Source organism: Leifsonia sp. GW821-FHT13C05 (assembly GCF_058806515.1).
Genome location: NZ_JBXAPT010000001.1, coordinates 298,315 through 324,873 on the forward strand (window position 1 = coordinate 298,315; position 26,559 = coordinate 324,873).

Annotated in this window: 23 protein-coding genes; 10 read left to right on the top strand and 13 right to left on the bottom strand. The window is 68.5% G+C overall.

Annotated elements, in window-relative coordinates; translation table 11 throughout:
- Nucleotides 1–46 precede the first annotated feature (46 nt).
- A complete protein-coding gene (acnA, locus tag AC1ROC_RS01390) occupies nt 47–2,860 on the top strand; it encodes an aconitate hydratase AcnA (RefSeq protein WP_085367811.1) in 2,814 nt (937 codons plus the stop codon).
- A 67-nt stretch (nt 2,861–2,927) separates the two neighbouring features.
- On the opposite strand, the gene AC1ROC_RS01395 is transcribed toward acnA, so the two are convergent.
- Nucleotides 2,928–3,608, bottom strand: coding sequence for an SDR family NAD(P)-dependent oxidoreductase (locus tag AC1ROC_RS01395; protein WP_085367809.1), 681 nt, complete (start codon nt 3,606–3,608; stop codon nt 2,928–2,930).
- Nucleotides 3,609–3,693: 85 nt separating this feature from the next.
- Between AC1ROC_RS01395 and AC1ROC_RS01400 the strand changes: the two genes are divergently transcribed.
- Nucleotides 3,694–4,137 carry a winged helix-turn-helix transcriptional regulator gene (locus tag AC1ROC_RS01400; RefSeq protein ID WP_492997628.1) on the top strand — a complete coding sequence of 148 codons (444 nt, stop codon included), beginning with the start codon at nt 3,694–3,696 and terminating at the stop codon, nt 4,135–4,137.
- Here AC1ROC_RS01400 and AC1ROC_RS01405 read toward each other — a convergent pair.
- Nucleotides 4,100–4,789, bottom strand: a complete 690-nt coding sequence (locus AC1ROC_RS01405; RefSeq protein ID WP_492997630.1) for a DsbA family oxidoreductase — start codon at nt 4,787–4,789, stop codon at nt 4,100–4,102. The two genes, AC1ROC_RS01400 and AC1ROC_RS01405, sit on opposite strands and share 38 nt — an antisense overlap.
- 135 nt (nt 4,790–4,924) lie before the next feature.
- On the opposite strand from AC1ROC_RS01405, the gene dxs reads away from it, so the two are divergent.
- Entirely contained in the window at nt 4,925–6,862 is a 1,938-nt protein-coding gene (dxs, locus tag AC1ROC_RS01410) for a 1-deoxy-D-xylulose-5-phosphate synthase (protein WP_085367804.1), read from the top strand.
- A gap of 44 nt (nt 6,863–6,906) precedes the next feature.
- On the opposite strand, the gene AC1ROC_RS01415 is transcribed toward dxs, so the two are convergent.
- Nucleotides 6,907–7,443, bottom strand: a complete 537-nt coding sequence (locus AC1ROC_RS01415; RefSeq protein WP_085367802.1) for a dihydrofolate reductase family protein — start codon at nt 7,441–7,443, stop codon at nt 6,907–6,909.
- Nucleotides 7,444–7,515: 72 nt separating this feature from the next.
- On the opposite strand from AC1ROC_RS01415, the gene AC1ROC_RS01420 reads away from it, so the two are divergent.
- Nucleotides 7,516–7,896 carry a MerR family transcriptional regulator gene (locus AC1ROC_RS01420; RefSeq protein WP_085367800.1) on the top strand — a complete coding sequence of 127 codons (381 nt, stop codon included), beginning with the start codon at nt 7,516–7,518 and terminating at the stop codon, nt 7,894–7,896.
- Nucleotides 7,893–8,870: an aldo/keto reductase gene (locus AC1ROC_RS01425; RefSeq protein ID WP_168689590.1), complete on the top strand. Its 978-nt coding sequence runs from the start codon at nt 7,893–7,895 to the stop codon at nt 8,868–8,870. Before AC1ROC_RS01420 ends, AC1ROC_RS01425 begins: the two co-directional genes overlap by 4 nt.
- Nucleotides 8,871–8,942: 72 nt before the next feature.
- On the opposite strand, the gene AC1ROC_RS01430 is transcribed toward AC1ROC_RS01425, so the two are convergent.
- Genes AC1ROC_RS01430 through AC1ROC_RS01445 form a run of 4 tightly spaced genes read right to left on the bottom strand, consistent with a single transcriptional unit; the run spans nt 8,943 to nt 15,155 of the window.
- On the bottom strand, nt 8,943–11,930 hold the full coding sequence (locus tag AC1ROC_RS01430; RefSeq protein WP_492998899.1) for a glycoside hydrolase family 2 TIM barrel-domain containing protein: 2,988 nt from the start codon (nt 11,928–11,930) through the stop codon (nt 8,943–8,945).
- A 2-nt stretch (nt 11,931–11,932) separates the two neighbouring features.
- Nucleotides 11,933–12,871: a carbohydrate ABC transporter permease gene (locus AC1ROC_RS01435; protein ID WP_085367798.1), complete on the bottom strand. Its 939-nt coding sequence runs from the start codon at nt 12,869–12,871 to the stop codon at nt 11,933–11,935.
- Nucleotides 12,868–13,809: a carbohydrate ABC transporter permease gene (locus tag AC1ROC_RS01440; RefSeq protein ID WP_085367797.1), complete on the bottom strand. Its 942-nt coding sequence runs from the start codon at nt 13,807–13,809 to the stop codon at nt 12,868–12,870. The genes AC1ROC_RS01435 and AC1ROC_RS01440 overlap by 4 nt, the downstream gene beginning before the upstream one ends.
- Nucleotides 13,806–15,155, bottom strand: a complete 1,350-nt coding sequence (locus tag AC1ROC_RS01445; protein WP_085367796.1) for an extracellular solute-binding protein — start codon at nt 15,153–15,155, stop codon at nt 13,806–13,808. The genes AC1ROC_RS01440 and AC1ROC_RS01445 overlap by 4 nt, the downstream gene beginning before the upstream one ends.
- A 77-nt stretch (nt 15,156–15,232) precedes the next feature.
- Here AC1ROC_RS01445 and AC1ROC_RS01450 point away from each other — a divergent pair, with 77 nt between their 5' ends.
- On the top strand, nt 15,233–15,853 hold the full coding sequence (locus AC1ROC_RS01450; RefSeq protein WP_085367795.1) for a TetR/AcrR family transcriptional regulator: 621 nt from the start codon (nt 15,233–15,235) through the stop codon (nt 15,851–15,853).
- Between the two features lie 57 nt (nt 15,854–15,910).
- Here AC1ROC_RS01450 and AC1ROC_RS01455 read toward each other — a convergent pair whose 3' ends face one another.
- The gene (locus AC1ROC_RS01455; RefSeq protein ID WP_085367794.1) at nt 15,911–18,049 is read right to left on the bottom strand and encodes a 3-hydroxyacyl-CoA dehydrogenase NAD-binding domain-containing protein; all 2,139 of its coding nucleotides are present in this window, start codon (nt 18,047–18,049) and stop codon (nt 15,911–15,913) included.
- Nucleotides 18,050–18,371: 322 nt separating this feature from the next.
- On the opposite strand from AC1ROC_RS01455, the gene AC1ROC_RS01460 reads away from it, so the two are divergent.
- Together AC1ROC_RS01460 and AC1ROC_RS01465 are read left to right on the top strand one after the other, a co-directional pair.
- Complete coding sequence (locus AC1ROC_RS01460; protein ID WP_492997635.1) at nt 18,372–19,100, top strand: hypothetical protein; 729 nt, start codon at nt 18,372–18,374, stop codon at nt 19,098–19,100.
- Between the two features lie 35 nt (nt 19,101–19,135).
- Entirely contained in the window at nt 19,136–19,351 is a 216-nt protein-coding gene (locus AC1ROC_RS01465; protein ID WP_492997637.1) for a PLDc N-terminal domain-containing protein, read from the top strand.
- 84 nt (nt 19,352–19,435) lie between these two features.
- On the opposite strand, the gene AC1ROC_RS01470 is transcribed toward AC1ROC_RS01465, so the two are convergent.
- The 3 genes from AC1ROC_RS01470 to AC1ROC_RS01480 all read right to left on the bottom strand — a co-directional run bounded on the left by AC1ROC_RS01470 (nt 19,436) and on the right by AC1ROC_RS01480 (nt 22,480).
- The gene (locus AC1ROC_RS01470; protein WP_168689583.1) at nt 19,436–20,626 is read right to left on the bottom strand and encodes a thiolase family protein; all 1,191 of its coding nucleotides are present in this window, start codon (nt 20,624–20,626) and stop codon (nt 19,436–19,438) included.
- A gap of 71 nt (nt 20,627–20,697) precedes the next feature.
- The gene (locus AC1ROC_RS01475) at nt 20,698–21,894 is read right to left on the bottom strand and encodes an HRDC domain-containing protein (RefSeq protein WP_492997639.1); all 1,197 of its coding nucleotides are present in this window, start codon (nt 21,892–21,894) and stop codon (nt 20,698–20,700) included.
- Complete coding sequence (locus AC1ROC_RS01480) at nt 21,887–22,480, bottom strand: DUF3000 domain-containing protein (RefSeq protein WP_085367789.1); 594 nt, start codon at nt 22,478–22,480, stop codon at nt 21,887–21,889. Before AC1ROC_RS01480 ends, AC1ROC_RS01475 begins: the two co-directional genes overlap by 8 nt.
- Nucleotides 22,481–22,580: 100 nt before the next feature.
- Between AC1ROC_RS01480 and AC1ROC_RS01485 the strand changes: the two genes are divergently transcribed.
- Nucleotides 22,581–23,801 (top strand): alpha/beta hydrolase family protein, encoded by a 1,221-nt coding sequence (locus AC1ROC_RS01485; protein WP_492997642.1) that lies wholly within the window; start codon nt 22,581–22,583, stop codon nt 23,799–23,801.
- On the opposite strand, the gene AC1ROC_RS01490 is transcribed toward AC1ROC_RS01485, so the two are convergent.
- Together AC1ROC_RS01490 and AC1ROC_RS01495 are read right to left on the bottom strand one after the other, a co-directional pair.
- Nucleotides 23,798–24,253 carry a SufE family protein gene (locus tag AC1ROC_RS01490; RefSeq protein WP_085367787.1) on the bottom strand — a complete coding sequence of 152 codons (456 nt, stop codon included), beginning with the start codon at nt 24,251–24,253 and terminating at the stop codon, nt 23,798–23,800. The genes AC1ROC_RS01485 and AC1ROC_RS01490 overlap by 4 nt on opposite strands.
- 9 nt (nt 24,254–24,262) lie before the next feature.
- Nucleotides 24,263–25,162, bottom strand: coding sequence for a sulfurtransferase (locus AC1ROC_RS01495; RefSeq protein ID WP_492997644.1), 900 nt, complete (start codon nt 25,160–25,162; stop codon nt 24,263–24,265).
- A gap of 154 nt (nt 25,163–25,316) precedes the next feature.
- Here AC1ROC_RS01495 and zapE point away from each other — a divergent pair, with 154 nt between their 5' ends.
- Nucleotides 25,317–26,366: a cell division protein ZapE gene (gene zapE / locus AC1ROC_RS01500; RefSeq protein ID WP_085367785.1), complete on the top strand. Its 1,050-nt coding sequence runs from the start codon at nt 25,317–25,319 to the stop codon at nt 26,364–26,366.
- Nucleotides 26,367–26,559: the final 193 nt, after the last annotated feature.

The window sequence follows — 26,559 nt, forward strand, 5'->3', positions numbered from 1 at the left end:
TTCGAAGGCATGCGTCACCAGGCCTGCCGATGAAGGAGAGGGCAACGTGTCTGCGGTAAACAGCTTCGGTGCAAAAGACACCCTGACGGTCGGGTCGACCGACTACCAGGTATTCCGGATCGACAAGGTCGACGGATACAAGAGACTTCCGTTCAGCCTCAAGGTTCTCCTGGAGAACCTGCTGCGCACGGAGGACGGCGCGAACATCACCGCCGACCACATCCAGGCCCTCGCGGGCTGGGACCCGGCAGCGGAGCCGGACACCGAGATCCAGTTCACGCCGGCGCGCGTGATCATGCAGGACTTCACCGGCGTCCCCTGCATCGTCGACCTCGCCACCATGCGTGAGGCCGTCTCCGCGCTCGGCGGAGACCCCAAGAAGATCAACCCGCTCGCTCCGGCCGAGATGGTCATCGACCACTCGGTGATCGCCGACCTGTTCGGCACGGAGAACGCGCTGGAGCGCAACACCGACATCGAGTACGAGCGCAACGGGGAGCGCTACCAGTTCCTCCGCTGGGGCCAGACCGCGTTCGACGACTTCAAGGTCGTCCCGCCGGGAACCGGCATCGTGCACCAGGTCAACATCGAGTACCTGGCGCGCGTCACCATGACCCGCGAGGTCGGCGGCGAGCTCCTGGCGTACCCGGACACCTGCGTCGGCACGGACTCGCACACCACGATGGTCAACGGCCTCGGCGTGCTCGGCTGGGGCGTCGGCGGCATCGAGGCAGAGGCGGCCATGCTCGGCCAGCCCGTCTCCATGCTCATCCCCAAGGTCGTCGGCTTCAAGCTGACCGGCGCCATCCCGACTGGCGTGACCGCGACGGACGTGGTGCTCACCATCACGCAGATGCTGCGCAAGCACGGCGTCGTCGGCAAGTTCGTCGAGTTCTACGGAGCGGGCGTCGCCGAGGTCCCGCTGGCGAACCGCGCGACCATCGGAAACATGAGCCCGGAGTTCGGCTCGACCGCCGCCATGTTCCCGATCGACGACGTGACCCTCGACTACCTGCGCCTCACCGGCCGCAGCGAGGAGCAGATCAAGCTGGTCGAGGAGTACTCGAAGCTGCAGACGCTGTGGCACGACGCCTCCGTCGAGCCGGTCTTCAGCGAGTACCTCGAGCTGGACCTGTCGACGGTCGTCCCGTCGATCGCCGGACCGAAGCGCCCGCAGGACCGCATCGAGCTGAGCGGCGCCAAGGCGCAGTTCGAGAAGGACCTCGTCGACTACGCCGAGATCTCGCACGACATCGTCGACCTCACGATCTCGGAGTCGTTCCCCGCCTCCGACCCCGGCGAGCTGAGCCCGGAGGACTCGCGGAGCACCCACGAGCACCACCACCACAGCCACGCTCCCAAGGCCGCGTCCAACCCGACGCCGGTCACCCTGGCCGAGAACGGCGCGGAGTTCACGATCGACCACGGAGCGGTCGCCATCGCGGCGATCACCTCGTGCACGAACACGTCGAACCCGTCCGTCATGCTCGCGGCCGGCCTGCTCGCCCGCAACGCGGCCAAGAAGGGCCTGAAGGCCAAGCCGTGGGTCAAGACCACGCTGGCTCCCGGATCCAAGGTCGTCACCGACTACTACGAGAAGGCCGGTCTCACCAGCTACCTCGAGGAGCTGGGCTTCTACACGGTCGGCTACGGCTGCACCACCTGCATCGGAAACTCCGGCCCGCTGATCGACGAGATCTCGCAGGCGGTCAACGACAACGACCTCGCCGTCACGGCGGTCCTGTCCGGCAACCGCAACTTCGAGGGCCGCATCAACCCCGACGTGAAGATGAACTACCTGGCGAGCCCGCCGCTGGTGATCGCGTACGCGCTCGCCGGTTCGATGAACTTCGACTTCGAGGTGGATGCGCTCGGCACGGACGCGGACGGCAACGACGTGTTCCTCAAGGACATCTGGCCGGACGCCGCCGAGGTGCAGGAGACCATCGACTCGTCGATCAACGAGGGCATGTTCACCCACGAGTACGCGAGCGTGTTCGAGGGCGACGAGCGCTGGAAGTCGCTGCCGACCCCGACCGGTTCGGTGTTCGAGTGGGATGAGAAGTCCACGTACGTGCGGAAGCCCCCGTACTTCGACGGCATGACGCTGGAGACCACCCCGGTCACCGACATCGCCGGCGCTCGCGTCCTGGCCAAGCTCGGCGACTCCGTCACCACCGACCACATCAGCCCGGCCGGCAACATCAAGGCGGACAGCCCCGCCGGACGCTACCTCGACGAGCACGGCATCGAGCGCAAGGACTTCAACTCCTACGGCTCGCGTCGCGGCAATCACGAGGTGATGATCCGTGGAACGTTCGCGAACATCCGCCTGAAGAACCAGCTGCTCGACGGCGTCGAGGGTGGATACACCCGCGACTTCACGCAGGAGGGCGGCCCGCAGTCGTTCATCTACGACGCGTCGCAGAACTACCAGGCGCAGGGCACCCCGCTGGTGATCTTCGGCGGCAAGGAGTACGGCTCCGGTTCGTCCCGCGACTGGGCGGCGAAGGGCACCAGCCTCCTCGGCGTCCGCGCGGTCATCACGGAGAGCTTCGAGCGCATCCACCGGTCGAACCTGATCGGGATGGGCGTCGTACCGCTGCAGTTCCCCGCTGGAGAGAGCTGGGCGTCGCTCGGCCTCGACGGCACCGAGATCGTCTCGATCTCCGGGCTCGAGGAGCTGAACCAGGGCACGACGCCGAAGACGGTCCACGTCGTCGCGGAGCCGAGTGCAGACTCGCCCGCCGGCAAACAGACCATCGAGTTCGACGCCGTGGTGCGCATCGACACCCCGGGTGAGGCGGACTACTACCGCAACGGCGGCATCCTGCAGTACGTGCTGCGGAGCCTCGTCTAGGCGGTGCAGCAGTGAAGGGCCGGTGACCGAATGGTCACCGGCCCTTTTCGTTCGGGTGGTCGCGCGATTACGCGGCGGCGTACGGCAGCTCCGCCCCGTCGCGGGTGGTGTGGAGGTTCCAGTAGTGCTGGGCGATGGTGTCCGGCTGGGTCTCCGGGCCGCCGGATCCGATCCAGGCGAAGATCGGCACGTGGGCGACGTAGACGCCGGTTCCGGCAGTGGCCCGGTGGAGAGTGAGTGCGTAGGTGCGCAGGGCGCCGGATCCGATGGCGGTGGCGGCGAAGTCGGCGTGTCCGGCCAGCGGGTCCATGGACGATCCTCCCGTCGTGTAGAGGATGGTCCCCGCGCCGCGCTCGATCATGCCGGGGAGAACCTGCTCTGTCGCCGCGATACCGCCGTAGAGGTAGTAGTCGAGCTGCGGCTGGATGCTGTCGCGGTCGGCTTCGAGGGCGATCGCGTTCCGCAGCCCGGGCACGGGGTTGTGCGGGGCGGGCGAATACTCGAGCACGTCGACGGGGCCGAAGCGCTCCGTGATGCGGCCGAAGGCTGCGGCGACGGAGGCGGGGTCCATGACGTCGGCGGCGAAGCCGGCCGCGTCGATACCGGCGGCGGTCAGCTGGGCGGCGAGGTCGTCGAGCTTCGCTTGCGTGCGGGAGACGAGGGCCACGGAGAAGCCCTGGCTTCCGAAGACCCTGGCGATGGACAGTCCGAGACCGGATCCGGCTCCGACGATGGCGATGGTGGGCATTTCTGGTTCCTTTCGATGGCTTACATACTTGTGGTGCGGCAGCAGACTGGATGTGCTGCATGCGTTCGCGGAGGAGGACAGTGGGATGGCACGAGCAAGGACGATCAGCGGGCCCTGTCAGGCGTGGCCGGAGGAGAGCGCGTTCATCCGTGAGGTGCTCGACCGGATCGGGGAGAAGTGGACGGTCCTGATCATCAGCACGCTGGGCTCTGGTCCGCTGCGATACTCCGATCTGCAGGCGAGCATCCCGGGCATCTCGCAGCGGATGCTCACGGTGACGTTGAAGGCTCTGGAACGCGATGGGCTCCTCACCCGCACGGCATACGCCGAGGTCCCGCCGCGGGTCGAGTACGAGCTGACGCCCCTGGGCCGGTCACTGCTGGAGGCCGTGATGACCCTCGCCGGCTGGGCGGCCTCCCACCACGAGGACGTGGCCGCCAGCCGCCGCGCGCACGAGCTGACCGGCGTCGGCAGGGAGAAGTCCGCCAGGCCTAGCCCGATGCGCCCGGTGCCTGCACGATCGCGGTGAGCTGGTCGAGAGCCTGACCGTAGACGGCGACGGACTGAGCGCCCGACGCCGCGATCCGGCGGCCGAAGACCGTGAACGGCACCCCCTGGGCGCCCAGCGCGGCGCCCTCGGAGACGTCGGCCACGACATCGTCGGCGAACTCGTCGCCGGCGAGGACCTCGCGCACGCGGTCGCCGTCGAGGCCGAGGGATCGCGCGACTTCGACGACAGTGTCCGCGTCGTATGGGTCGATCTCGCCGGAGAAGAACCGGTCCTGGAGCTGGGAGAAGAACTCGAACCCCCGGCCGGACTGTTCGGCGAAGTGCATCACGCGGTGCAGGTCGAACGTGTTGGCGTTCTTCCTGTCGAGGTCGAACTCCAGGCCTTCGCGGTTCGCGATGCCCTGGATGCGCTCCTCCGCCTGGAGGACGGCCGATGGGTCGCCTCCGTGCGTGCGCATGAACGCAGCGGCGATGGGCTCCGGCTCCTTCGGCGCGTCCGGGTTCAGTTCGAACGAGCGGATCTTGAGCTGGAATCGTCCCGCATCCGGCCTGGCGTCGATCGCCCGCTGGAGCCGATGCTTGCCGACGTAGCACCAGGGACACCCGAGGTCCGCCCAGACCTCGACGACGATCTGGTCCTGTTCGGCCGTGCTGTTCTGTTCCACACTCATCACCTCACGATTGGTTCGTAACGACATTCTGAGTGTGTTCGTCGAGGCGTACAAAAGGCACATCGACGTGCGTGCGATGGGGTGGATCTGGCGATTCCGAGCGACCTTCGATTTGCACGCGCCTAGACTCGAACCATGAGCATCCTCGAGACCATCCACGGTCCCCGCGATCTCGACAGGCTCTCGGAAGAGGAGCTCGTCCAGTTGGCGGTGGAGATCCGCGCGTTCCTCGTTGCGAACGTCGCGAAGACGGGCGGTCACCTCGGGCCGAACCTCGGAGTCGTCGAGTCGACCATCGCGATCCACCGGGTCTTCGACTCACCGCGCGACGCCATCGTCTTCGACACCGGACACCAGTCGTACGTGCACAAGCTGCTCACCGGGCGGCAGGACTTCTCCCAGCTGCGCCAGCGCGGCGGGCTCGCCGGATACCCGCAGCGGTCCGAGTCCGAGCACGACATCGTCGAGAGCTCCCACGCCTCCAGCTCGCTGTCGTGGGCGGACGGCATCTCGCGCGCGTTCTCGATGACCGGCCAGGACGACAGGCACGTCATTGCGATGGTGGGCGACGGCGCCCTCACCGGCGGTATGACGTGGGAGGCGCTGAACAACATCAGCGACGACAACACGCGCCGCCTTATCATCGTCGTCAACGACAACGGCCGCTCGTACGCGCCGACCATCGGCGGCATGGCCCGCTTCCTCAACACCGTGCGCACCCGCCGCAGCTACCGCAACCTCTACCTGTCGAGCCGCAAGGCGTTCGACAAGCTGGGCGGACCCGGTCAGTCGTTCTACCGCGGCATCCGCGGGGGACTGCACGGCTTCCTCAGCAGGTTCTCGAACAACGAGGCGCTCTACTCCAACCTCGACATCAAGTACATCGGGCCGATCCACGGCCACGACATCGAGGCGATGGAGGAGGCGCTGCGCCAGGCGAAGAACTACGGCGCCCCGGTCATCGTCCACGCCATCACGCAGAAGGGCCGCGGCTACGAGCCCGCGCTCCGGGATGCGGCCGACCAGTTCCACGCGGTCGGCCAGATCGACCCGGAGACCGGCGAGCCGATCGAGAGCTCGAGCAAGCCGTCCTGGACCAGCGTGTTCTCCGACGAGATCGTGCGGCTGGCCGAGAAGGACGAGAAGATCGTCGGCATCACCGCGGCGATGCTGCGCCCGACCGGGCTGCACAAGTTCGCCGAGCGCTTCCCGGAGCGGGTGCACGACGTCGGCATCGCCGAGCAGCACGCCGCGACGAGCGCCGCCGGTCTGGCGTTCGGGGGACTGCATCCCGTCGTCGCCATCTACGCCACGTTCATCAACCGCGCCTTCGACCAGGTGCTCATGGACGTCGCCCTGCACAAAGCGGGCGTGACGTTCGTGCTCGACCGGGCGGGCGTCACGGGACCGGACGGCCCGAGCCACCACGGCATCTGGGATCTCGCGATCCTGCAGGTGGTGCCCGGTATCCGGCTCGCCGCCCCGCGCGACGGCGCCCGCTTCCGCGAGGAGCTGGCCGAGGCCGTCGCCGTGCAGGACGCTCCGACGGTCCTGCGCTTCCCGAAGGGTTCGGTCGGGGCGGACATCGACGCCGTCCGGCGCACCGACGACGGCGTGGATGTGCTGCACGAGTCCGACCGCAAGGACGTGCTGATCGTGACCGTCGGCCCGATGGCCGACCTGGGGCTCAAGGTGGCGGACGGCCTGGCCGCGCAGGGGATCGGGGCGACCGTGGTCGACCCGCGCTGGGTGGTCCCGGTGGCCACGAGCATCCTGGACCTGGCGGCGGAGCACCGCATCGTGGTGACCATCGAGGATGGGATCCGCGTGGGCGGCATCGGCACGCGCGTGCGGCAGAGCCTGCGCGAGGCGGGCATCGACACCGCGGTGGACGAGCTGGGCCTGCCGGACGAGTTCATCGACCACGCGACGCGGGAGCAGATCCTCGACGACGCCGGGCTCACCGCGCAGAAGATCGCTCGCGACCTGGTCGCGCAGGTGCTCGGCAGCCGCATCCCGATCGCCCGCCCGCTGCCCGCGGACGAACTGAGCGAGCGGCACCTCGACGCGTAGCGGCGGTAGAGGCAGAGCCGCGTAGCGGCGCCGCTTAACTACTGTCAGCCGACGCGGTACACGTGCTCCACCGCGCCGCTCGGGAACGCCGTGGTGCCGACGAGCGCCAGCGGGCTGCTCGCCTGGGTGACGGGCAGCAGCGGCTTACCAGAGCCGACGAGCACCGGCACGTAGGTGATGTGCAGTTCGTCGAGCAGGCCGGCGTCGGCGAACTGCGCGGCGATCTGCCCGCCGCCGACCACCCATACGTCGCGGTCGCCCGACGCTTCGCGCAGTTCGGCATCCAGTGCGGCGAGGTCGCCCTCGAAGAAGGTGATGTCCGCGCCGGCGATCGGCGGAAGCACGCGGTGCGTGACCACCCAGGTGGGGAGGCCGGCGTACGGCCATTCCGTGGTGTCGTCGGCAAGCAGGAACTCGTAGGTGGCCGCTCCCATCACGATGGCTCCGATGCCGGAGATGAAGCGCTGATAGTGCTCGTCGAACTCCTCGAACCCGAACTGCAGGAGCCAGTCAATCCTGTCGTCGGTGTCTGCGATGAATCCGTCGATGGAGGACGCGACGTAGTACTTCGTGAGAGCCATGCTGTGAAGCTAGCAGGAGCATCCGACAGTGGAATTGACTTGAAGTGCACTCGAAGTCTTATCGTGGCAACCATGACCGATACAGCGACGGAACTCTCGATCTCCGAGGTCGCGGAGCGCACGGGCCTGACGACCCACACGCTCCGCTACTACGAGCGGGAGGGGCTGATGCTCGCGCCTGTCGGGCGCGCGTCGTCCACGCACCGCCGGTACACCGAGGCCGACGTCAACTGGGTCGTGTTCCTCACCAAGCTGCGCCTCACCGCCATGCCGATCGCCCGGATGCGCGAGTACACCGAGCTCGCACGTCGCGGCGACGACACCACCGCCGAGCGGCTGGAACTGCTGCTCGTGCACCGGATGAACGTGTCCAGGCAGCTGGAGGAGGTCACGGCCAGTCTCGCCGCCATCGACCACAAGATCGGTCTCTATCAGGAGAAGGTAACCGCATGAAGAAGATCACACTGGGCACGGAGAAGCTCGAAGTCTCGCGTCTCGGACTCGGCTGCATGGGCATGTCCGCGTTCTACACCGGCGCAGGAGACGACGACGCCGGCTCGATCCGCACCATCCATCGCGCCATCGACCTCGGGGTGACGTTCTTCGACACCGCAGAGATCTACGGCCCGTACGCCAACGAGGAACTGCTCGCCCGCGCGTTCGCCGGCAAGCGCGACCAGGTGGTCATCGCCACCAAGTTCGGCACGATCCTGCACAGGACCAACGACGAGCGCGGTCTGGACGGGTCGCCGGAGAACGTGCGTCTCTCGGTCGAGGGGTCACTGCGCCGCCTGCAGACCGACCACATCGACCTCTACTACCAGCACAGGATGGACCCGGACACGCCCATCGAGGACACGGTCGGGGCGCTCGCCGAGCTGATCGACGAGGGCAAGATCGGGCACTACGGCCTCTCGGAGGCCGCACCGGAGACGATCCGCCGCGCCAACGCCGTGCATCCCGTGACGGCGATCCAGACCGAGTACTCGCTCTGGTCCCGCGACCCGGAGGCCGAGATCCTGCCGACGGTCCGCGAGCTCGGCATCGGCTTCGTGCCGTATTCGCCGCTCGGCCGCGGCTTCCTCACCGGCACCATCCGCACGCTCGACGAGCTGGCGCCCGACGATTTCCGCCGCTTCAACCCGCGGTTCGAGGGCGACAACCTGGAGGCGAACATCCGGATCGTCGAGCAGGTGGATGCTGTGGCCCGCGAGGTCGGGGCGACTCCCGGCCAGGTGGCGCTCGCCTGGCTGCTGGCCCAGGGCGACGACATCGCCCCCATCCCCGGCACCCGCCGTGTGGAGAACCTGGAGCAGAACGTCGCCGCCGACCAGCTGGAGCTGTCGCCGGAGCAGCTGGAACGCCTCGCCGCCGTCGCTCCCGCTGTGGGGGACCGGTACGCGGACATGACGCCGCTCAACCGCTAGCGGGCACCCTCACGACCGGGGCCCCGGATCGCAGCGCGCGATCCGGGGCCCCGGTCGTTCTCGGCGGCCGGCTCAGCCGAACCGCAGCGTGATCGTCCTCGCCTCGGGGCGCAGCGCGTGCTCGGCGGCGACGTCCGGCCCGCAGGCCCGCGAGCCGAGCCCGTGCTGGGCGGCGTCGACGAACAGGTGGGTCGTCGCGCTGGGCGGCAGCTCGTGCGGGTGACCGGCCGCAGCCACCTGCTGCGGCGTGTGCCTGCTGAGGCTGAAGCCGGGGCGGCGGCCTGCCGTATCCGGCACCAGCGTGATGCGCAGGGCGTCCGCACCGTCCGTTCCGAGCGTGAGGGTGCGCACGTCGGCCCGGTGGCCCGTCTCCTGCGGGCGGGCGTACGCGACGTTCAGCTCGTCCACGGTCGCGCCGTATCGACCGACCTGCGCGGCCGTCATGCTGTCCGGGTACGCCTCGAGCGGGCCGCGGCCGAACCACTCGGCGCGGTCGACCGGCGCGTCTCCGTCCGGCAGGTCGAAGCGCAGGCCGATGCGCGGCCAGACGGTGTCCCAGCCGGTGGACGGCACGATCTCGGTGCGCAGAGTGAGCGTGCCGTCGGCGTCGAGCGTCCAGAGCGCATCCACCCACACGGCTGCTGGCGAGTTGGCGGCGGACACGCGCGTGCGCACCAGGAGGGCGTCTTCAGCGTGCTCGACGGAGACGATCCTGTGCGTCAGCCGGTCGAGGCCCGCCGCCCGCCAGAGCGCAGCGCTCGACACCCCGGGGACGCTCGCGTCGTCCTCGCCGGGCTCCGCACGGGACGCGCCCTCGTCGTTGTCCGTCGGGGCGCGCCACAGTTCCAGGCGCGGACCGGCCACCTCGCGCCCGTTCAGGCGCACCAGGGCTCCGTCCTCGAACTCGGCCGGGCCGAGCGTCAGCCGTGCGGGAACCCCGGCGACGAGAGCCGGTGCCACGGGACGCGCGCCGACGCTCGGGATGCGAGCGCTCCTGTCCACCTGACCGCTCGCGACCACGTGCCCGGCCTCCGACCACGGCGTCGCGGCCTGCAACACGGCGTCGATGGTCAGCCAGGTCTCCGCGTCGTCGGCGACCTCCACCGCCGGCAGCGGCACCGTCACGGACTCCCCGGCCGCCAGCGCATCCACCGGCAGCTCGCCGCGCGCCACCCGGCGCCCGTTGTGCTCGACCCGCCAGCGGAACGACAGGTCGGAGGTGTCTGCCGTGTGGCGCAGGTTGGTGAGCGTCACCGTCCCGTCTCCGACCTCGAAGCGGATCGGCTGCACGACCGCCTTGTACTCGGCGAGGCCGGGCGTCGGGGTGTCGTCGCTCAGGATCATCCCGTCCATCACGAAGTTGCCGTCGTGCACCACCTCGCCGAAGTCCCCGCCGTACGCGTAGAACGGGGTTCCGTCGTCCGTCTCGGTCAGGATGCCGTGGTCGCGCCACTCCCAGACGAAGCCGCCGTGCAGGCGAGGATGCTCGTGCACCAGCCGCTCGTACGCATCCAGTGCCCCCGGGCCGTTGCCCATCGCGTGGGCGTACTCGCAGAGCAGGAACGGCTTCGTCCGCTGTCGGGCGCCCTGGCCGGGCGTTGTGCCGAGCAGGGGGTAGCGGGACCCGTCCGTGCCGATCTCCGCCGTCTCGCGCACGGAGGAGTACATGCGCGAGTACACGTCGGTGTACTCCCCGGTGTAGTCGCCCTCATAGTGCACGGGACGCCCGGGATCGCGGTCGTGCACCCAGGCGGCGTTGGCCGCCAGGTTCGCGCCGGTGCCCGACTCGTTGCCGAGGGACCAGATGACGATGCTCGGATGGTTCTTGTCGCGTTCGACCGTTCGCCGGATGCGGTCGAGGTATGCGTCGCGCCAGCGCGGGTCGTCGCTCGGGTTGCCGACCCAGCCGCCGTGCTCGGCACCGGATGCCTCGAAGCCATGGGTCTCCAGGTCGCACTCGTCGATCACCCAGAAGCCGAGCTCGTCGGCGAGGTCGAGCAGACGGGGGTGCGGCGGGTAGTGGCTGGTGCGGATGGCGTTGACGTTGTACCGCTTCATCCTGGCCAGGTCGGCGCGGGCGTGCTCCTCGTCGAACACCCGGCCGCGCACCGGATGCGTCTCGTGCCGGTTCATGCCGTGGAAGACCACGCGGCGGCCGTTCACGAGGAAGCGGTCGCCGACGATCTCGACCGTGCGGAAACCGGCGCGCAGCGTGATCATCTCCGCCGCGTTCGACACGGTGACGTCGTAGAGGCGCGGCGTCTCCGCCGTCCACGGTTCGACCGCATCCAGAGTCAGCGTTGCGACCTCCGCTGCGCTCTGCCAGGTCTGCTCCACCCCCAGCTCCGGGATGCGCACGGTCACCGGATACGCGGACGCCGCCGCGGTCAGCTCCACGTCCAGGGTGCCGGCCCCGTCGAGGAACCCGGTGCGCAGCCACACGTCGTCGATCCCGCCGGCCGGGCGGGCGAGCAGGGTGACGTCGCGGAAGATGCCGGGCAGCCACCACTGGTCCTGGTCCTCCAGATAGCTGGCGGCCGACCACTGGTGCACCCGCACCACGATCACGTTCTCTCCGGGACGCACGACGCCGGTCACGTCGAACTCCTGCGCCAGCCGCGATCCCGTGCCGATGCCGACCTCTTCGCCGTTCAGCCAGACGCGGTAGAGCGACTCGACCCCGTCGAACCGCAGCAGCACCCGCTCCGCCCCGTCGAAGTCGTCGGGCAGGGTGAAGCGCCGCCGGTGGTCGCCGGTCGGGTTTTCGTCGGGGACGTGCGGAGGGTCGATCGGGAACGGATACTGCACGTTCGTGTAGATCGGTCGTCCGTATGCGCCGTCTCCGTGCAGCACCCAGTGCGACGGGACAGGGAGCTGCGCCCATCCGGAGTCGTCGAAGTCGGTCTCCGCGACGTCCTCCTGCACGGCGGCGGTGGGGGAGAGCCGGAACGCCCAGTCGCCGTTCAGCGAGAGCGACGGCGCGTCGGTGTGCAGCCAGGACCGCGGGGCGCTTCGTGCGCCGCGTCCGGGCGCGGTGTCGGACAGGTAGGCGGGTGTCAGCACTACTTCACTGCTCCTTCGGTGAGACCGCCGCGCCAGAACCGCTGCAGCACGATCATGGCGATGGCGAGGGGGATGATCGACAGCAGCACGCCGCCGGTGGTCAGCTCGTAGAACTCGGGCAGCCGGTCGGTCTGGCTGCGCCAGTTGTTCAGGCCGAGGGTGATCGGGTAGAGCGTGTTGTCGGAGAGCATCACGAGCGGCAGGAAGTAGTTGTTCCAGATGCCGACCAGTTGGAACAGGAACACGGTCACCAGCGCGGGCACCATGATCCTGAGCCCGACCGTGTGGAAGATGCGCAGCTCTCCCGCGCCGTCGATCCTGGCCGCCTCGATGAGGGCCGTGTCGACCGTCGCGTCTGCGTAGATCCGGCAGAGGAACAGGCCGAACGGTGAGACGAGCGAGGGCAGCAGCACCGACCAGTACGTGTTCGCCATGCCGAGCTGGCTGAACAGGAGGAACAGCGGAAGCGCCGTCGCCGTGCCGGGCACGAGCACCCCGCCGAGCACCAGCCCGAAGATCAGGCCGCGCCCGCGGAAGACGTACTTCGACAGCGCGTACCCTCCCGCGGCGGCGAAGTACGTCGCGAGCACGGCGCCCACTCCGGCGTAGAGGACGGAGTTCGCGAACCAGCGCACGAAGATGCCGCCGTCGTAGCTGAGCACCTCCCCGAGGTTGTGCCAGAGCGCGAAGGTCGGCGCGAACCAGAAGCCGTTGGTGGCGAAGAGGTCCTGCGTGGTCTTCGTGGACGCGACGATCACCCAGTAGACCGGCACGAGGAAGTAGACGGCGACGACGACCAGGATGCCCGTGACCAGGATGCGCATCCCCGGCCGGCGTCCCGCGGAGCGGTCCGGTCCCGTGCCGTGCGCCTTCTGCGCGGTGATCGACGAGGTGCCCGGTGCGGCGACGCTGCCGGTCGGGGTCTCTGTGGCGGTCATTTCGCCCTCCTGGTGGTCGATGCGAGGGTGGGCTGCGATGCGCGGCCGGGCTTCGGCTCGCGGCTGCTCGTGAGGCGGAGGAACGCGAACGACAGCAGGAACGCGACCAGCGCGATGAGCACCGCCTGCGCTGCGGCGACGTTGTAGTCGTTGTACGCGAACGCCGTGGTGTACGCGCTGAGGTTGGGCGTGTACTCGCTGTCGATCGCGGGGGAGACCGTCTGCAGCACCTGCGGCTCGGCGAAGAGCTGCAGGGTGCCGATGATCGAGAACACCGTGGTCAGCATCAGCGCCGGCTTGATCAGCGGCAACTGGATGCTCGTGGCCACCCGCCACGGGCTCGCGCCGTCCACCTTCGCCGCCTCGTACACCTCGGTCGGGATCGACTTCAGCTGCGCGATGATGATCATCATGTTGTAGCCGGTGTACGTCCAGGTGACGATGTTCGCGATCGACCAGAGCACCGTGTCCGGTCCGAGGAAATCGACCTGGAGCCCGAACGCACCGGCCAGATCGACCAGCGGGCTGAGTCCAGGCACGTACAGGAACGACCACAGGATGGTCGCCACGACCCCCGGGATGCCGTACGGCAGGAAGTACACCGCCCGGAACATCCCTGGCCAGCGCGCCGACGCCGACTCCAGCAGCAGGGCGAGCACCGTGCAGAGCGCGATCATGAACGTGACCTGCACGACGCCGAACAGCAGCATCCGGCCGATGGAGGCGATGAAGTTCGGGTTCGACAGAGCCTGCGCGTAGTTGGCGAACCAGGCGAACTCGCTCGTCACGCCCTTCTCGCCGAACACGCCCTGCCTGGTCACCTTGGTGAAGCTGCTGCCGACCGCGACGACGATCGGCAGGATGAACGTGAGCAGGAACAGCGCGAGGAACGGCGCGAGCAGCACCCACGGCGCCCACGCGGTGCGGACGCCCTTCACGAGTTCACCTTCTCGATGCTGAGCCCCTTGTTGCGGAACGCGGTGATGATGTTCTTCTCGCTCTGCGCGATCGCATCCACGAGGGACAGCCCTGACGCCTTCTTCCGGAAGCCGTCGGCGAGGATGTTGAACGACTGCTGCGTGATCGGCCACCACGACCAGTCCTGGTTCTGCTGGCGGGAGGCGGGGAGGAAGACCTCCTCGTTGTAGTTCTGTCCTCCGAAGAACTTCGACGGCTTCTGCCTGCTCGCCCCGATGTAGTCGGCGGACGGCGACCAGCCGATGCCGCTGTTGGCGATCATCGCGTCGATGCCCTCGTGGCTCGTGGTCATCCACACGGCGAACTCGAGCGCCTCCTTGGGATGCTTGCTGTTCGCGAGCACCGCGGCGGTCGACCCTCCGAGGTAGCTGGACCCGTAGCCGACCGCGTCGCCGGAGCCCCAGCGGGCCATCGGCGCGACCCGCCACTTGCCCTCCCCGCCGGAGACGCCTTCGAGGAGCGCGTCGCCCCAGCTCGCGCTGGTCAGCCCGGCGATGGTGTTCGAGGCGGCGGCGGCGAACCACGGCGTCGTGTACGCGCCGTATGCGGTCTGGATGACGCCGTCGTCGATCGCCGTGTCGAAGAAGCGGGCGGCGGTGAGCGTCGCGTCGTCGGTCATGTCGATGGTCCAGCGGTCGCCGTCGACGGCGAACCAGGATGCGCCGGCCTGCCCGGCGACCGCGGCGAACCAGGACGGGTCCGCGTAGTTGAAGGTGTCGATCCAGGAGCCGGCCTTGCGGAGTTCCGCTCCGGTGCGCATCCACTCGTCCCAGGTGGCGGGGGCGGAGGCGCCGATCTTCTCGAACAGGTCTGGACGGTAGTAGAAGGCCATCGGCCCGGAGTCCTGCGGGATGGCGTAGACGCCGTCCACGTAGCTGACCTGCTTCCACAGCGTGGGGTCGTAGCGGTTGGCGTAGTCGTTCGCGCCGTACCTGGCCAGGTCGACCAGCCCGTTGACGAGCATGAACTCCGGAACGGAGCGCAGCTCCACCTGGGCGAGGTCTGGACCGCCTCCCGCGGCCAGCGCCGAGTACAGCTTCTGGTATCCGCCCGAGTTGCCGCCGGGGATCCAGACGGCCTCGACCTGCACATCCGGATGCGTGGCGTTCCACACGTCCGCGACCCTCTGCAGGTCTTTCAGCCAGGCCCAGTACGTGAGCGTGATCTTCTCGCCGGCCGCTGCCGGCTGCACGAGCGGCCTGCTGTTGACCGAAGTGGTGCCGGGGGTGCTGCACCCGGCGAGAAGGGCCGTGGCTCCCGCCGCGGCTCCGAGGGTGAGGAGACTTCGTCGTGTGAGTTGCGTCATGTCCTTCACTTCGTCGTGAGTGGAAACGTGTATGCCGACCATATACAAAACTAGCTCGGGTGACCTAATTTGGTTTCGTGGACATCCAGACCTCCCGCCCCCGACGCCGTGGGCCGTACGCGAAGAGCGCAGCGCGCCGCCGCCAGATCGTCGAAGAGGCGTACCGCGTGTTCGCCACGCGCGGCTACCACGCCAGCTCCCTGCGCGAGATCGCGACGGCGGCCGGGATCAGCCTCTCCAACCTGCAGCACTACTTCTCCGGCAAGGAGGACGTGCTGCTGGCCGTGCTCGAACTCCGCGACGAACTCGGAGCCGGGGAGGCGAGCAGGGCGCACGACGAGCCGTTCGAGACGCACATCGTCGCGCAGGCGGCGGCCAACGAACGCATCCCGGGGCTGATCGCGCTCTACAGCGTGCTCTCCGCCGAGGCGGTCACCGCCGACCACCCCGGCCGCGAATACTTCCTCGGACGCTACGACGCGCTCCGCACGGAGTACGAGGCCGAGTTCGCCGCGCTCCGCGCCGACGGGCGGCTGCGCGACGGCGTCGACCCGGCGCTCGCCGCGGCGTCCGTGATCGCGCTGTGGGAGGGCATCCAGTTGCAGTGGCTGTACACGCCGGAGCGGATCGATGCGGCGGCCGCACTGCGTGCCTACCTCGACCTGGTGATCGTGCCCGCGACGACGAAAAGCCGGTAACTTCGCCGAAATCGGGTGAAATCGGCACAGTTACCGGCATCTCGCTGGCAGCTGCTGCTACGCGACGCCCTTCACGGGGGGATGCTGGAATGTGTCCCCGAAGACGCGCTCGGACGCACCGACCCTGTCGAGGTACGGCGTGATGCCGCCCATCTGGAACGGGAAGCCCGCGCCGAGGATCATGCAGAGGTCGATGTCCTCCGGGGCGGCGACCACGTGGTCGTCCACGAGCATCCGGTGGATCTCGTCGGCGAGGCCGTCCTCGAGCCCGCGCAGGATCTGGTCCTTGGTCCACGGGTTCTTGCCGCCGGAGACGATCTTCGCCGCCTGCTTGTCGATGCCCTTGACCCTGCCCTTCGAGTCCTTCTCCAGGAGGGTGCCGTGCTCGGCCAGCCTGTGCAGGTTCTCGCTGCGGTAGAACCGGTCGGGGAACGCGGCGTGGTGCGTGTCGAGGACGTGCGCACCGACCTTGAGGCCGACCAGGTCGAGCAGTGCCGACGGGGGCATCGGGAGGCCGAGCGGCGCGAACGCCTCGTCGACCGTCTCGAACGGCGTTCCGTCGTCGACCGCGTGCATCGCCTCGCCGAGGACCTTCGCCAGCACGCGGTTGACCACGAAGCCGGGGGTGTCGGCGGTGATGACCGCGTTCTTCTTCAGGGCAGCCGCCGTGACCATCGCGGTCGACAGGGTCGCCTCGTCGGTGTTCGGTGTGTTCACGACCTCGATCAGCGGCATGACGGCCACCGGGGTGAAGAAGTGGAAGCCGACCAGCCGCTCCGGGTGCTTCAGCTTCGCGCCGATCTTCTCGACGGACAGCGAGGAGGTGTTGGTGGCGAGCACGGCGTCGTCGGAGATGTACTGCTCGATCTCCCCGAACACGTCCTGCTTGACGGACAGCTCCTCGAACACGGCCTCGATCACCCAGTCGGCGTCGGCGAACAGCGACTTGTCCGTCGTGCCGGTGACGAGCGCGCGCAGGCGGTTGCCCTCATCCGGGGAGATACGGCCCTTCTCCTGCAGCTTGCCGATCTCGTCGTGGATGTACGCGACGCCCTTGTCGACGTGCGCCTGGTCGAGGTCGGTGATGACCACGGGCACCCGCAGGCGACGCACGAACAGCAGCGCGAACTGGCTGGCCATGTATCCCGCGCCGATCACGCCGACCTTGGTGACCTTCTTGGCGAGCTTCTTGTCCGGAGCACCCGCCGGGCGCTTCGCCCGCTTCTGCACCAGGTTGAAGGCGTAGATGCTGGCCTGGAACTGGTCGCCGGAGATGAGTTCGGCGAGCACGTCGTCCTCGCGCTCGAAGCCCTCCTCCTTGGTGCCGGACTTGGCGGCCTTCAGCAGGTCGAGCGCGGCGTACGGCGACTTCGGCACGGTGCCGATGCGGCTCTCCAGCATCTTGCGGGCGATGCCGATGGCCGCATCCCACTTGACCATCCGCTCGACCTTGCCCGGCACGTTCGGGCGCTTCACGGTGAGTTCGCCGGTGAGCACCCTGTCCGCCCAGCGCAGCGAGTCCTCCAGGAAGTTCGCCGAGTCGAAGATCGCGTCGGCGATGCCGAGGTCGAAGACGTCCTGCGGCTTCAGCATCCTGTTCTGCTTCAGCGGGTTCTCGACGATCACCTTGAGGGCGTTCTCGATGCCGATCAGGTTCGGCAGGATGTACGCGCCGCCCCAGCCGGGGATGAGGCCAAGGAAGACCTCCGGCAGCGCGAACGCCGCCGCCGACCTGTCGATGGTGCGGTAGTCGGCGTTCAGGCCGATCTCCACACCGCCGCCGAGCGCGAGCCCGTTGGTGAAGACGAACGACGGGACGCCGAGGGTGGCCTGCTTGCCGAGCACGTAGTGACCGAGCTGGGGGAGCAGCTTCGCCACCTCGACGCTCGGGATGTCGCCCACCCGGGAGAGGTCGGCGCCCGCCGCGAGGATGAACGGCTTGCCCGTGACGGCGACCGCGTCTATCTCGCCGCGGCCCGCACGCTCCGTCAGCTCGTCGAAGGTCTTCCCCAGTTCGAGGAGGGTCGCAGGTCCCATCGTGTTCGGGCGCGTGTGGTCGCGCCCGTTGTCGAGGGTCACCAGCGCGAGCGTCTTGCCGCTCGGCAGCGGGATGTCCTTGACGAACGAGTGGGTGACGACCTCGTCGGAGGTGAGGTCGACGAGCGGGCTGAAGTCGATCTTGGAATAGTCGGTCACGTCTTTATGCCTTCCGAGCGCGCTTTGTGATGTGAGGGTCTCCGACACGCGCTGACTGACGCCGTCGTAGAGCCCTGATGTCCTCGGAGGAGGCTATCGAGCCGGGCGGCGTGCCGCACATCGCTTGCCGCTGTGCACAACGGCGCGGGCGTGGATGGTGCTTCGCATTGGCGGAACCTTACAGTCCGGCTGGGGTGACGGGCGCTGAGCGGCGTGGGGTCGGATTTGACCGTTTGTGATGCGTAAAATTGTCACATCTGGAACATTAACGTTACAGTGCGGCGTATCAGTAATGAGGCTGATGCGACACAACGAGGTGAAAATGACCACAGCAATTCGACGGCCCCTCTTTTCCATCGCGGCGGCAGCGGGGGCTCTTTGCCTCGCGCTGACGGGCGCAGCGAGCGCTACGGGAGCGCCTGCCGAAGGGACGGCGTCGCCTCTGTCAGCGGCTGAGGCGCAGGTTCTTCGCGCAACGCTCGCGAAGTTCGACGTGCCCGTCGCGACGCAAGATGAGCTCATCGCACGCGCCCGAGCAGGCCAGGTGTGGGATGCCAGCACTACGAATGCCGTCCCGGTCTCGGAAGAACGCGGTGTCGTCAAGGACGGATTCGAGTATGACGTGAAGCGGTTCGCCGACGGCTCTGTCGCATACGTCGGGCTCGAGATTCCCGCTGTGGAACAGGGCGGCGGACCCCAAGGACGGGCGATCTCGCAGTGTCGCTATCAGAGCGGGTCCGGCTACTCGAACGCGACCGGCTGCCAGATCGATGGCGCGTGGGGGACCATCTTCGTCGGCGCGATCAATGTGGGCTACACCCTGGTCCAGGGCGGGTCGGATCAGATGATCGACGGCGGCTATGGGTTCCAGCGCTGCGTCTACCCGACGTCGTGCAGTTCGCCTGTCCGCGTCTCGTGGAAGAAGTCCGAGAACAGTTCCGCTGCGTACCAGCGGTGGCAGGCTGATGTGAGCGGCGGCTATCTGGGCAGCTGGAACGTCTGGGTACAGTTGAATGTCGGCGGCGATCGCGCCTGGCAGACCAACTCCTGAAGGGATCTGCGGTGAGCAATCCTGAGATTCCCGCGGTGTTTGACGTTGCCGGGGTCGCCATCGCGCTCGTCGCGGCTGTTCTCGTGGTTGCGGCGCTCGTCAGCGTGTCGGTCTCGAGGTCGGTGACGCCCCCGCAGCGAGTCGCGTGGCTCCTCGCAGTGCTCCTTCTGCCCGCTCTCGGCGCCATCGCCTGGTTCGCGACCGTTGCGGTCGAGCGGACGCGCGGGCGGGTGACGCGGACGACCAAGTAGCGCCAGCCGAAGCCAGCCACGGAAACACGAATGCGCCCGATGTCTTCATCGGGCGCATTCGCGTTGTCGTGCAGGAGGGCACGACTAGCCGCGGTAGTGGGGGTTCTCCCAGATGACGCTTCCGCCCTGGCCGAGGCCGACGCACATCGCCGTGAGGCCGTAGCGGACCTCCGGGTGCTCCTCGAACTGGCGGGCGAGCTGGATCATCAGGCGCACGCCGCTGGCGGCGAGCGGGTGGCCGACGGCGATGGCGCCGCCCCACTGGTTGACGCGCGGGTCCTCGTCGTCGATGCCGAAGTGGTCGAGCAGCGACAGCACCTGGATGGCGAACGCCTCGTTCAGCTCGAACAGGCCGATGTCGTCGATGGTGAGACCGGCCTTGCGGAGCGCCTTCTCGGTCGACGGCACCGGGCCGATGCCCATGATCTCCGGCTCGACGCCGGCGAACGCGAAGCTCACCATGCGCATCTTCGGCTGCAGGCCGAACTCCTTCACCGCGTCGCCGGAGGCGAGCAGGCTCGCCGTCGCCCCGTCGGTCAGGGGTGACGAGTTGCCGGCCGAGACACGGCCGTGCGGGCGGAACGGGGTGCGCAAGGTCGCGAGGGACTCCATGTTGGTCTCCGGGCGCATCCCCTCGTCCTGGGTGGCGAGACCCCAGCCGCTCTCGGAGCGGATGGCGACGGGCACCAGGTCGGGCTGTAGCTTGCCTGCCGCGTACGCCGCGGCGGTCTTCTGCTGGCTGCGCATCGCGTAGCGGTCGGAGCGCTCCTTGGTGAGCGCGGGGAACCGGTCGTGGATGCGCTCGGCGGTCATGCCCATGTTGAGGGCGTCCTCACCGACCAGGCGCTCGGAGAGGAAGCGCGGGTTCGGGTCCGCGCCGAAGCCCATCGGGTGGCGCCCCATGTGCTCGACGCCACCGGCGATGGCGAGGTCGTATGCGCCGAACGCGATGCCGGAGCCGAGCGTGGTGACGCTGGTCATGGCGCCCGCGCACATCCGGTCGATGGCGAAGCCGGGCACCGATTTCGGCAGGCCGGCGAGCAGTGCTGCCGTGCGTCCGAGGGTGAGGCCCTGGTCGCCCTGCTGCGTGGTGGCCGCGATGGCCACGTCGTCGATCCTGTCCTTGGGCACATTCGGGTTGCGCTCCAGCAGCTCGATCATGGCCTTGACCACCAGATCGTCCGCGCGCGTGTTCCAGTACTGCCCTTTTTCGCCGGCTCGCCCGAACGGAGTGCGCACTCCATCGACGAAGACGACATCAGCTCTATCGGCCACAATGCCTCCCAAATCAGGTCGGATTCGATCCTAGGGATGCGATGCGCGCCGGAAGAATCGTTTGATTCTTTCTACGAATCCGCTTCCGTGGCGTCCGGGCCGTTTTGGCTGGCTTCCACAAAGGCCTGGGCGATCGCCTGTGAGGTTGCCTCAATCTGCCAGGGCCGTGCACCCCACTGGGCGAGGGCCGCGCCGATGGATGCGCTGTCCAGCGACTCCGGCGGCGCCCACGCCACCCGGCGCAGCGTCTCCGGCGTGAGCAGGTTCTCGACAGGGATCGACAGCTCCTCGGAGAGGGAGGTGACAGCGGCGCGCGCCGTCTTCAGCCGGGCGTCCGCCTCCGGGTTCCTGTCCGCCCACGCGCGCGGGGGAGGCAGGGTGTCCCCGTTGCCGCGCATCACAGGAAGGTCGTCGGTGGTGCGGCCGGCCTCGATGGCCTCCCACCAGCGGTCCAGCTCCGTGCGGCTGGCGCGACCGTTGAACTCGCGGAGCGACGCGAGACCGCGCTTGGTCTCCGGCATGGCTTTCGCCGCGGCGGTGAGCGACGCATCCGGCACCAGGCGGCCGGGCGCGATGTCTGTGGTGCGGGCCAGCTCGTCGCGGCTCAGCCACAGCTCCCGCGCGACGGCCAGGTTGCGGATGCCCCTGATCGAGTGGATGCCGGACAGGCGCCGCCACGGCTCGTTGCGCACCACCTTGAGGTCGCGGGCCAGCTCGTCGTCGAACTCCTGCTGCGCGATCGCGGTCTTGCCCTGTTCATCGAGGAGGGCGGCGATCGCATCCCGCAGGTCGGGGAGCAGCTCGACATCGAGAGCGGCGTAGACGAGCCACGGCTCCGGCAGCGGCCTGGTCGACCAGTCCGCGGCGGAGTGCTCCTTGGCGAGGTGGATGCCGAGCAACTCCTCCACCACGGTGCCGAGGCCGACCCTGGGCATCCCGAGCAGGCGGGCGGCCAGCTCGGTGTCGAAGACGTGGTGCGGGTCGAGCCCGACCTCGCGCAGGCAGGTGAGGTCTTGGGTGGCGGCGTGCAGCACCCACTCCTCGTCGGCGATGGCGGCGTTCAGCTCGTCGAAACGGCCGACGGCGGGAGGGTCGAAGAGGAAGGTGCCAGCATCACGGCGGAAGACCTGGATGAGGTACGCCCGTTGCGAGTATCGAAAGCCGCTCGCCCGCTCCGCGTCGACGGCGACGGGTCCGTTGCCCGCCGCGATGGTCTCGACCGCGTCGAGGTATTCGTCCCTGGTGTCGATGACGTGATGATCAGCCACGCGGGGTCCGTCTCGTCAGCAGGCTCACACCCTCGCCGGTCGGCGGGAGCCCAGCCAGCATGCAGAGCAGCTCGCCCCAGCCCTCGACGTGCGCGGAGATGTCGCTCTCCAGCGGGCTCCAGGATGCGCGCAGCTCGATCTGCGACCCGTCGCCCTGGGCGGCGAGCTCCCCGAAACCGGTGGAGATGATCTTGGTGGCCGTGCCACTCGCCGCGGTGTACTTCGCCTGCCGGGCGTCGAGCGCATCCACCAGCCACGACCAGGCCACGTCGGCCAGGAACGGGTCGAGCCCGATGTCGGTCTCGAGCGGCGCCTGCGCGAAGCAGACGATGCGGAACGGGCCGCCCCACGCCTCCGGCTCCGCCTCGTCGTAGAGCAGGATGAACCGGCCGGTGCCGAGGTCGGAGTCGCTGCCGTGCCTGGTCGGCCGCACGTCGGCCGCCAGCGCGACGGAGTACGGCGCGAGCTGGCCGGGCGCTGGGATCTCGGTGACCACGAGCTCCGGACGGGACGTCGCGTGGCGGATCGTCTCCAACGCCGCGGCGAACTCCGGGGGAGTGCGTGGGGTCGAGGGTGTTGTCGGCACGATAGGAACACTAGGGTCCTTTGCCGGGTGGCGACGGTAAGGCACGCCGCCTGGGGAAGTCCTGAACACCCCGTCGCCGTATCGGGGTTACGCTGACGGCATGGCGCGTTCGACGTTCGCGAAATCCGTCCGCACGGCCGTCGTCGCGGCCGCCGTCCTCGGCCTCGCGGCCGGAGCGGGAGCCGTCCTCATCATGACGAGGGTGGCGCGCACCGTGGTCACGCCGGTGCGCAAGCGGCCGCAGAACCAGAGCATCCGGGCTGTCGACCTGGATGCGGGGACGGTGACGCTGCGCGAAACACCGGACTCGTCGGTGCCGGGCCGCTACGGCCTGTGGTTCGCCGAGGAGACCGGATACGCGAAGATCGGCGGCGTGATCTCCCGCGAGGACGGCTCGGTGACCCGCACGCTGGAGTCCGTCGCCTTCGGAGACCTGCGCCCCGGCCGGGGACGCATCAGCGGCTACTACTACCTCGAACCGTCGGAACTCGGCCTTCCCGTCGAGAGCGTCACCATCGACACCGAGCTCGGCGAGGCCCCCGCCTGGCTGTTCCCGCCGGCCGAGGGACCCGGCGACCGCTGGGTCATCCAGGTGCACGGCTGGGGAGCCACGAGGCAGGAGGGCCTGCGCGCGGTCCGCACCTTCCACGACCAGGGATACACCACCCTGCTCGCGTCGTACCGCAACGACGGGGACGCCCCCAACAGCGCAGACCGCCGCTACGGCCTCGGCGGCACCGAATGGCACGACATCGACGCGGCGCTCCGGTATGCGGAGGACCACGGCGCCACCTCCATCGTCCTGATGGGCTGGTCGATGGGCGGAGCCGTCGTGCTGCAGACCATCACGCGCTCGTCGGCGCTCGGACTGCTCCGCGGCATCATCCTCGAATCGCCGGTGATCGACTGGATCGACACCCTCGAATACCAGGCCAGGATGCTCCGCCTCCCCGACCCGATCACCCAGGGCGCCCTGCGCCTGATCGAGTCCACCTGGGGCGGCCCGTTCACCGGCCAGGCAGCGCCGATCGACCTGACCAGCATGAACTTCGTCGCCCGCGCGGCCGACCTCAGCCTGCCCACGCTGATCCTGCACAGCGACGACGACGGATTCGTGCCGTCCACCGCATCCCGGGCGCTCGCCGCAGCGCGCAGCGACATCGTCACCCTCGTGCCGTTCGCGACCGCCCTGCACACCAAGCTCTGGAACTACGACGAGGAACGCTGGAGCACCTCCATCGCCGGCTGGCTCAGCGAGCACATTGACGTGGCTGCGCCGACGGCGGCGGAAGCGACAGAAGCCGCAGAAGCCGCGGGCTAGGCCGCCAGTTTCTCCCGCACCTGTCGCTTGGTGCGGCCGAGCAGCGCCGTCATGCCCCGGATGCGCAGCGGAGACACCGCCTGGGTGAGCCCGAGCGTCTGCGGGTAGTCGTCGGGAACGGCCAGCACCTCCTCGGCGGTCAGACCGGCGAGGCCCTGGGCCAGGATCGACGCGAACCCGCGCGTGGTCGGGGACTCCTCCGGCGCGGTCGCGTAGAGGTGGACGATGTCGTGCTCGTCCACCTCCACGAAGATGTAGACCGGTGACTGGCATTCGACGACCCGCTCGAACAGATCCGGATGGTCGCGGTACCGCTCGGGGAGGTCGGGAAGCTCTTCGGAGAACTCCAGCAGCAGCTGCAGCCTGTCCGGCTGCTCCAGCGCGAGGAAGTCGTCGCGGATCTCCGCCAGAGCTGGTGCGAGGGCGGGTGACGTCGAAGCCGGATCAGTCATACGACAAGGCTACTTCGCCGGGACCTCGCCCGGCTCGCTGCCCGTGACGATCGGTACGCGCACAGCGGAACCCCACTCCGTCCACGACCCGTCGTAGTTGCGCACGTTCTCGAACCCCAGCAGGTGCGTGAGCACGAACCAGGTGTGGCTCGAGCGCTCGCCGATCCTGCAATAGGCGATCACGTCGTCGCCCTCCTTCAGGCCCGCCTCGCCGAGGTAGATGGCCTCGAGGTCCGCGCGGCGCTTGAACGTCGCATCCGGAGCGGCAGCCCGCGCCCACGGCACGGACGCGGCGGACGGGATGTGCCCTGCCCGCAGCGCGCCCTCCGTCGGATAGCCGGGGATCTCGGTGCGCTCTCCGCTGTACTCCTCGGGGGAGCGGACGTCGATCAACGGCTTCCCGAAGTGGGCGAGCACGTCGTCCTTGAAGGCGCGGATGACCGTGTCGTCGCGCTCCACCACGGGGTACTCCACCGGGGTGACGCTCGGCTTGTCCTTCGTGATCGGGCGGCCCTCGGCGATCCACTTGTCCCTGCCGCCGTCGAGCAGGCGGACGTCCTCGTGATCGAACAGGGTGAACACCCAGAGCGCGTACGCGGCCCACCAGTTGTTCTTGTCGCCGTAGATGACCACGGTCGAGTCGCGGGCGATGCCCTTCGAGCCGAGCAGCTCGGCGAAGCGCTCGCCGTCGACGTAGTCGCGCTGCACCGGGTCGTTGAGGTCGGTGTGCCAGTCGATCTTCACGGCGCCGGGGATGTGACCCGTCTCGTACAGCAGCACGTCCTCATCGGACTCCACGACGACCAGTCCGGGTTGCCCGAGGTGCTCGGCGAGCCATTCCGTGCTCACCAGCCGTTCTGGATGTGCGTAATCGGCGAAAGCGGGGGACTGGTCGACCTCGATGGACATCGTGCATTACCTCCAGGGGGCGCCTCGTGGGCGCGAGGGGAACTATCGGCTCGGTCGGTTTAGGCTGGACACCCCGACACTGTGCGAACTTACGTACCAGGCTATCTGCGCGTAAACCGGTGCGGTAAGACTTCGACACAAAGGTGCAGCTTCCATGACGATCGACCAGACCGGCGCTCTGGTGCGCCTCGCCGACCGTGCCCCGCAGATCACCGGGGCCGAGATCGCGTCGTCGCTGGTCCCGCCGTCGCAGTTCGAGAACGCGACGTTCGAGTCGTACCGTCCCGATCACGACTATCCGTCGCAGGCGGAGGCGGTCGGCATCCTGCGCACCTTCGCGAAGTCGTGGGAGCCGCAGCGCCCGGCCGGGCTGTTCAGCCGCAACCGCAAGAAGGCGGAGACCAAGCCGGGCGTCTACCTCGACGGCGGCTTCGGTGTCGGGAAGACGCACCTCCTCGCCGCGCTCTGGCGTGAGGCTCCCGGCCCCAAGTACTTCGGCACGTTCATCGAGTACACCGCGCTGGTCGGCGCGCTCGGCTACGCGGGCGCTGTCAACCTGCTGCGTGGCTCCACACTGATCTGCATCGACGAGTTCGAGCTCGACGACCCGGGCGACACGATGATGATGACCAGGATGCTCGGCGAGCTCGTCGCATCCGGCACCAGGATCGCGGCCACCAGCAACACCCCGCCGAACGCGCTGGGCGAGGGTCGGTTCGCGGCGAGCGACTTCCTGCGCGAGATCCAGTCGCTGTCCGCCAACTTCGAGACCATCAGGATCGACGGACTCGACTACCGCCGCCGTGACACGGAGGGCAGGGCCGTCACCGTCGAGCAGGACGAGTACGACAGGATCACCGGAGCCCTCGGTGCACGCGGGGAGACGGTCACCAGCGACGACTTCGACACGTTGATCGCGCACCTCGCCACCGTGCACCCCTCCCGCTACATCAAGCTGCTCGACGGCGTCGACGTCATCGGCCTCACCGGCGTGCGCATCCTGCACGACCAGATGGCGGCGCTGCGCCTGGTGGCGTTCATCGACAGGGTCTACGACGCGGAGATCCCGATCGTGCAGACCGGGGTGCCGCTCAGCGAGGTGTTCGACGAGGACATGCTCGGCGGCGGATACCGCAAGAAGTACCTGCGCTCCGTCTCCCGCATGATCGCTCTGACCACCGGAGAGCTCCCCCCGCACGACTGACGACGCTCGACGACGACGCTCGACGGATTCCGGGCGGCACGAAACACGATGTTTACACGCATTGTGGATGCGTAACAGACCCGAAACACGAGCATCCCTCCACGGAAACCTCCCGTGATGAAACTGGGCACACCCCGAAACGCTCACCGATCAGCCAGACCGGGGCCCGTGCGCATTCATGAGAGAGGTAGAC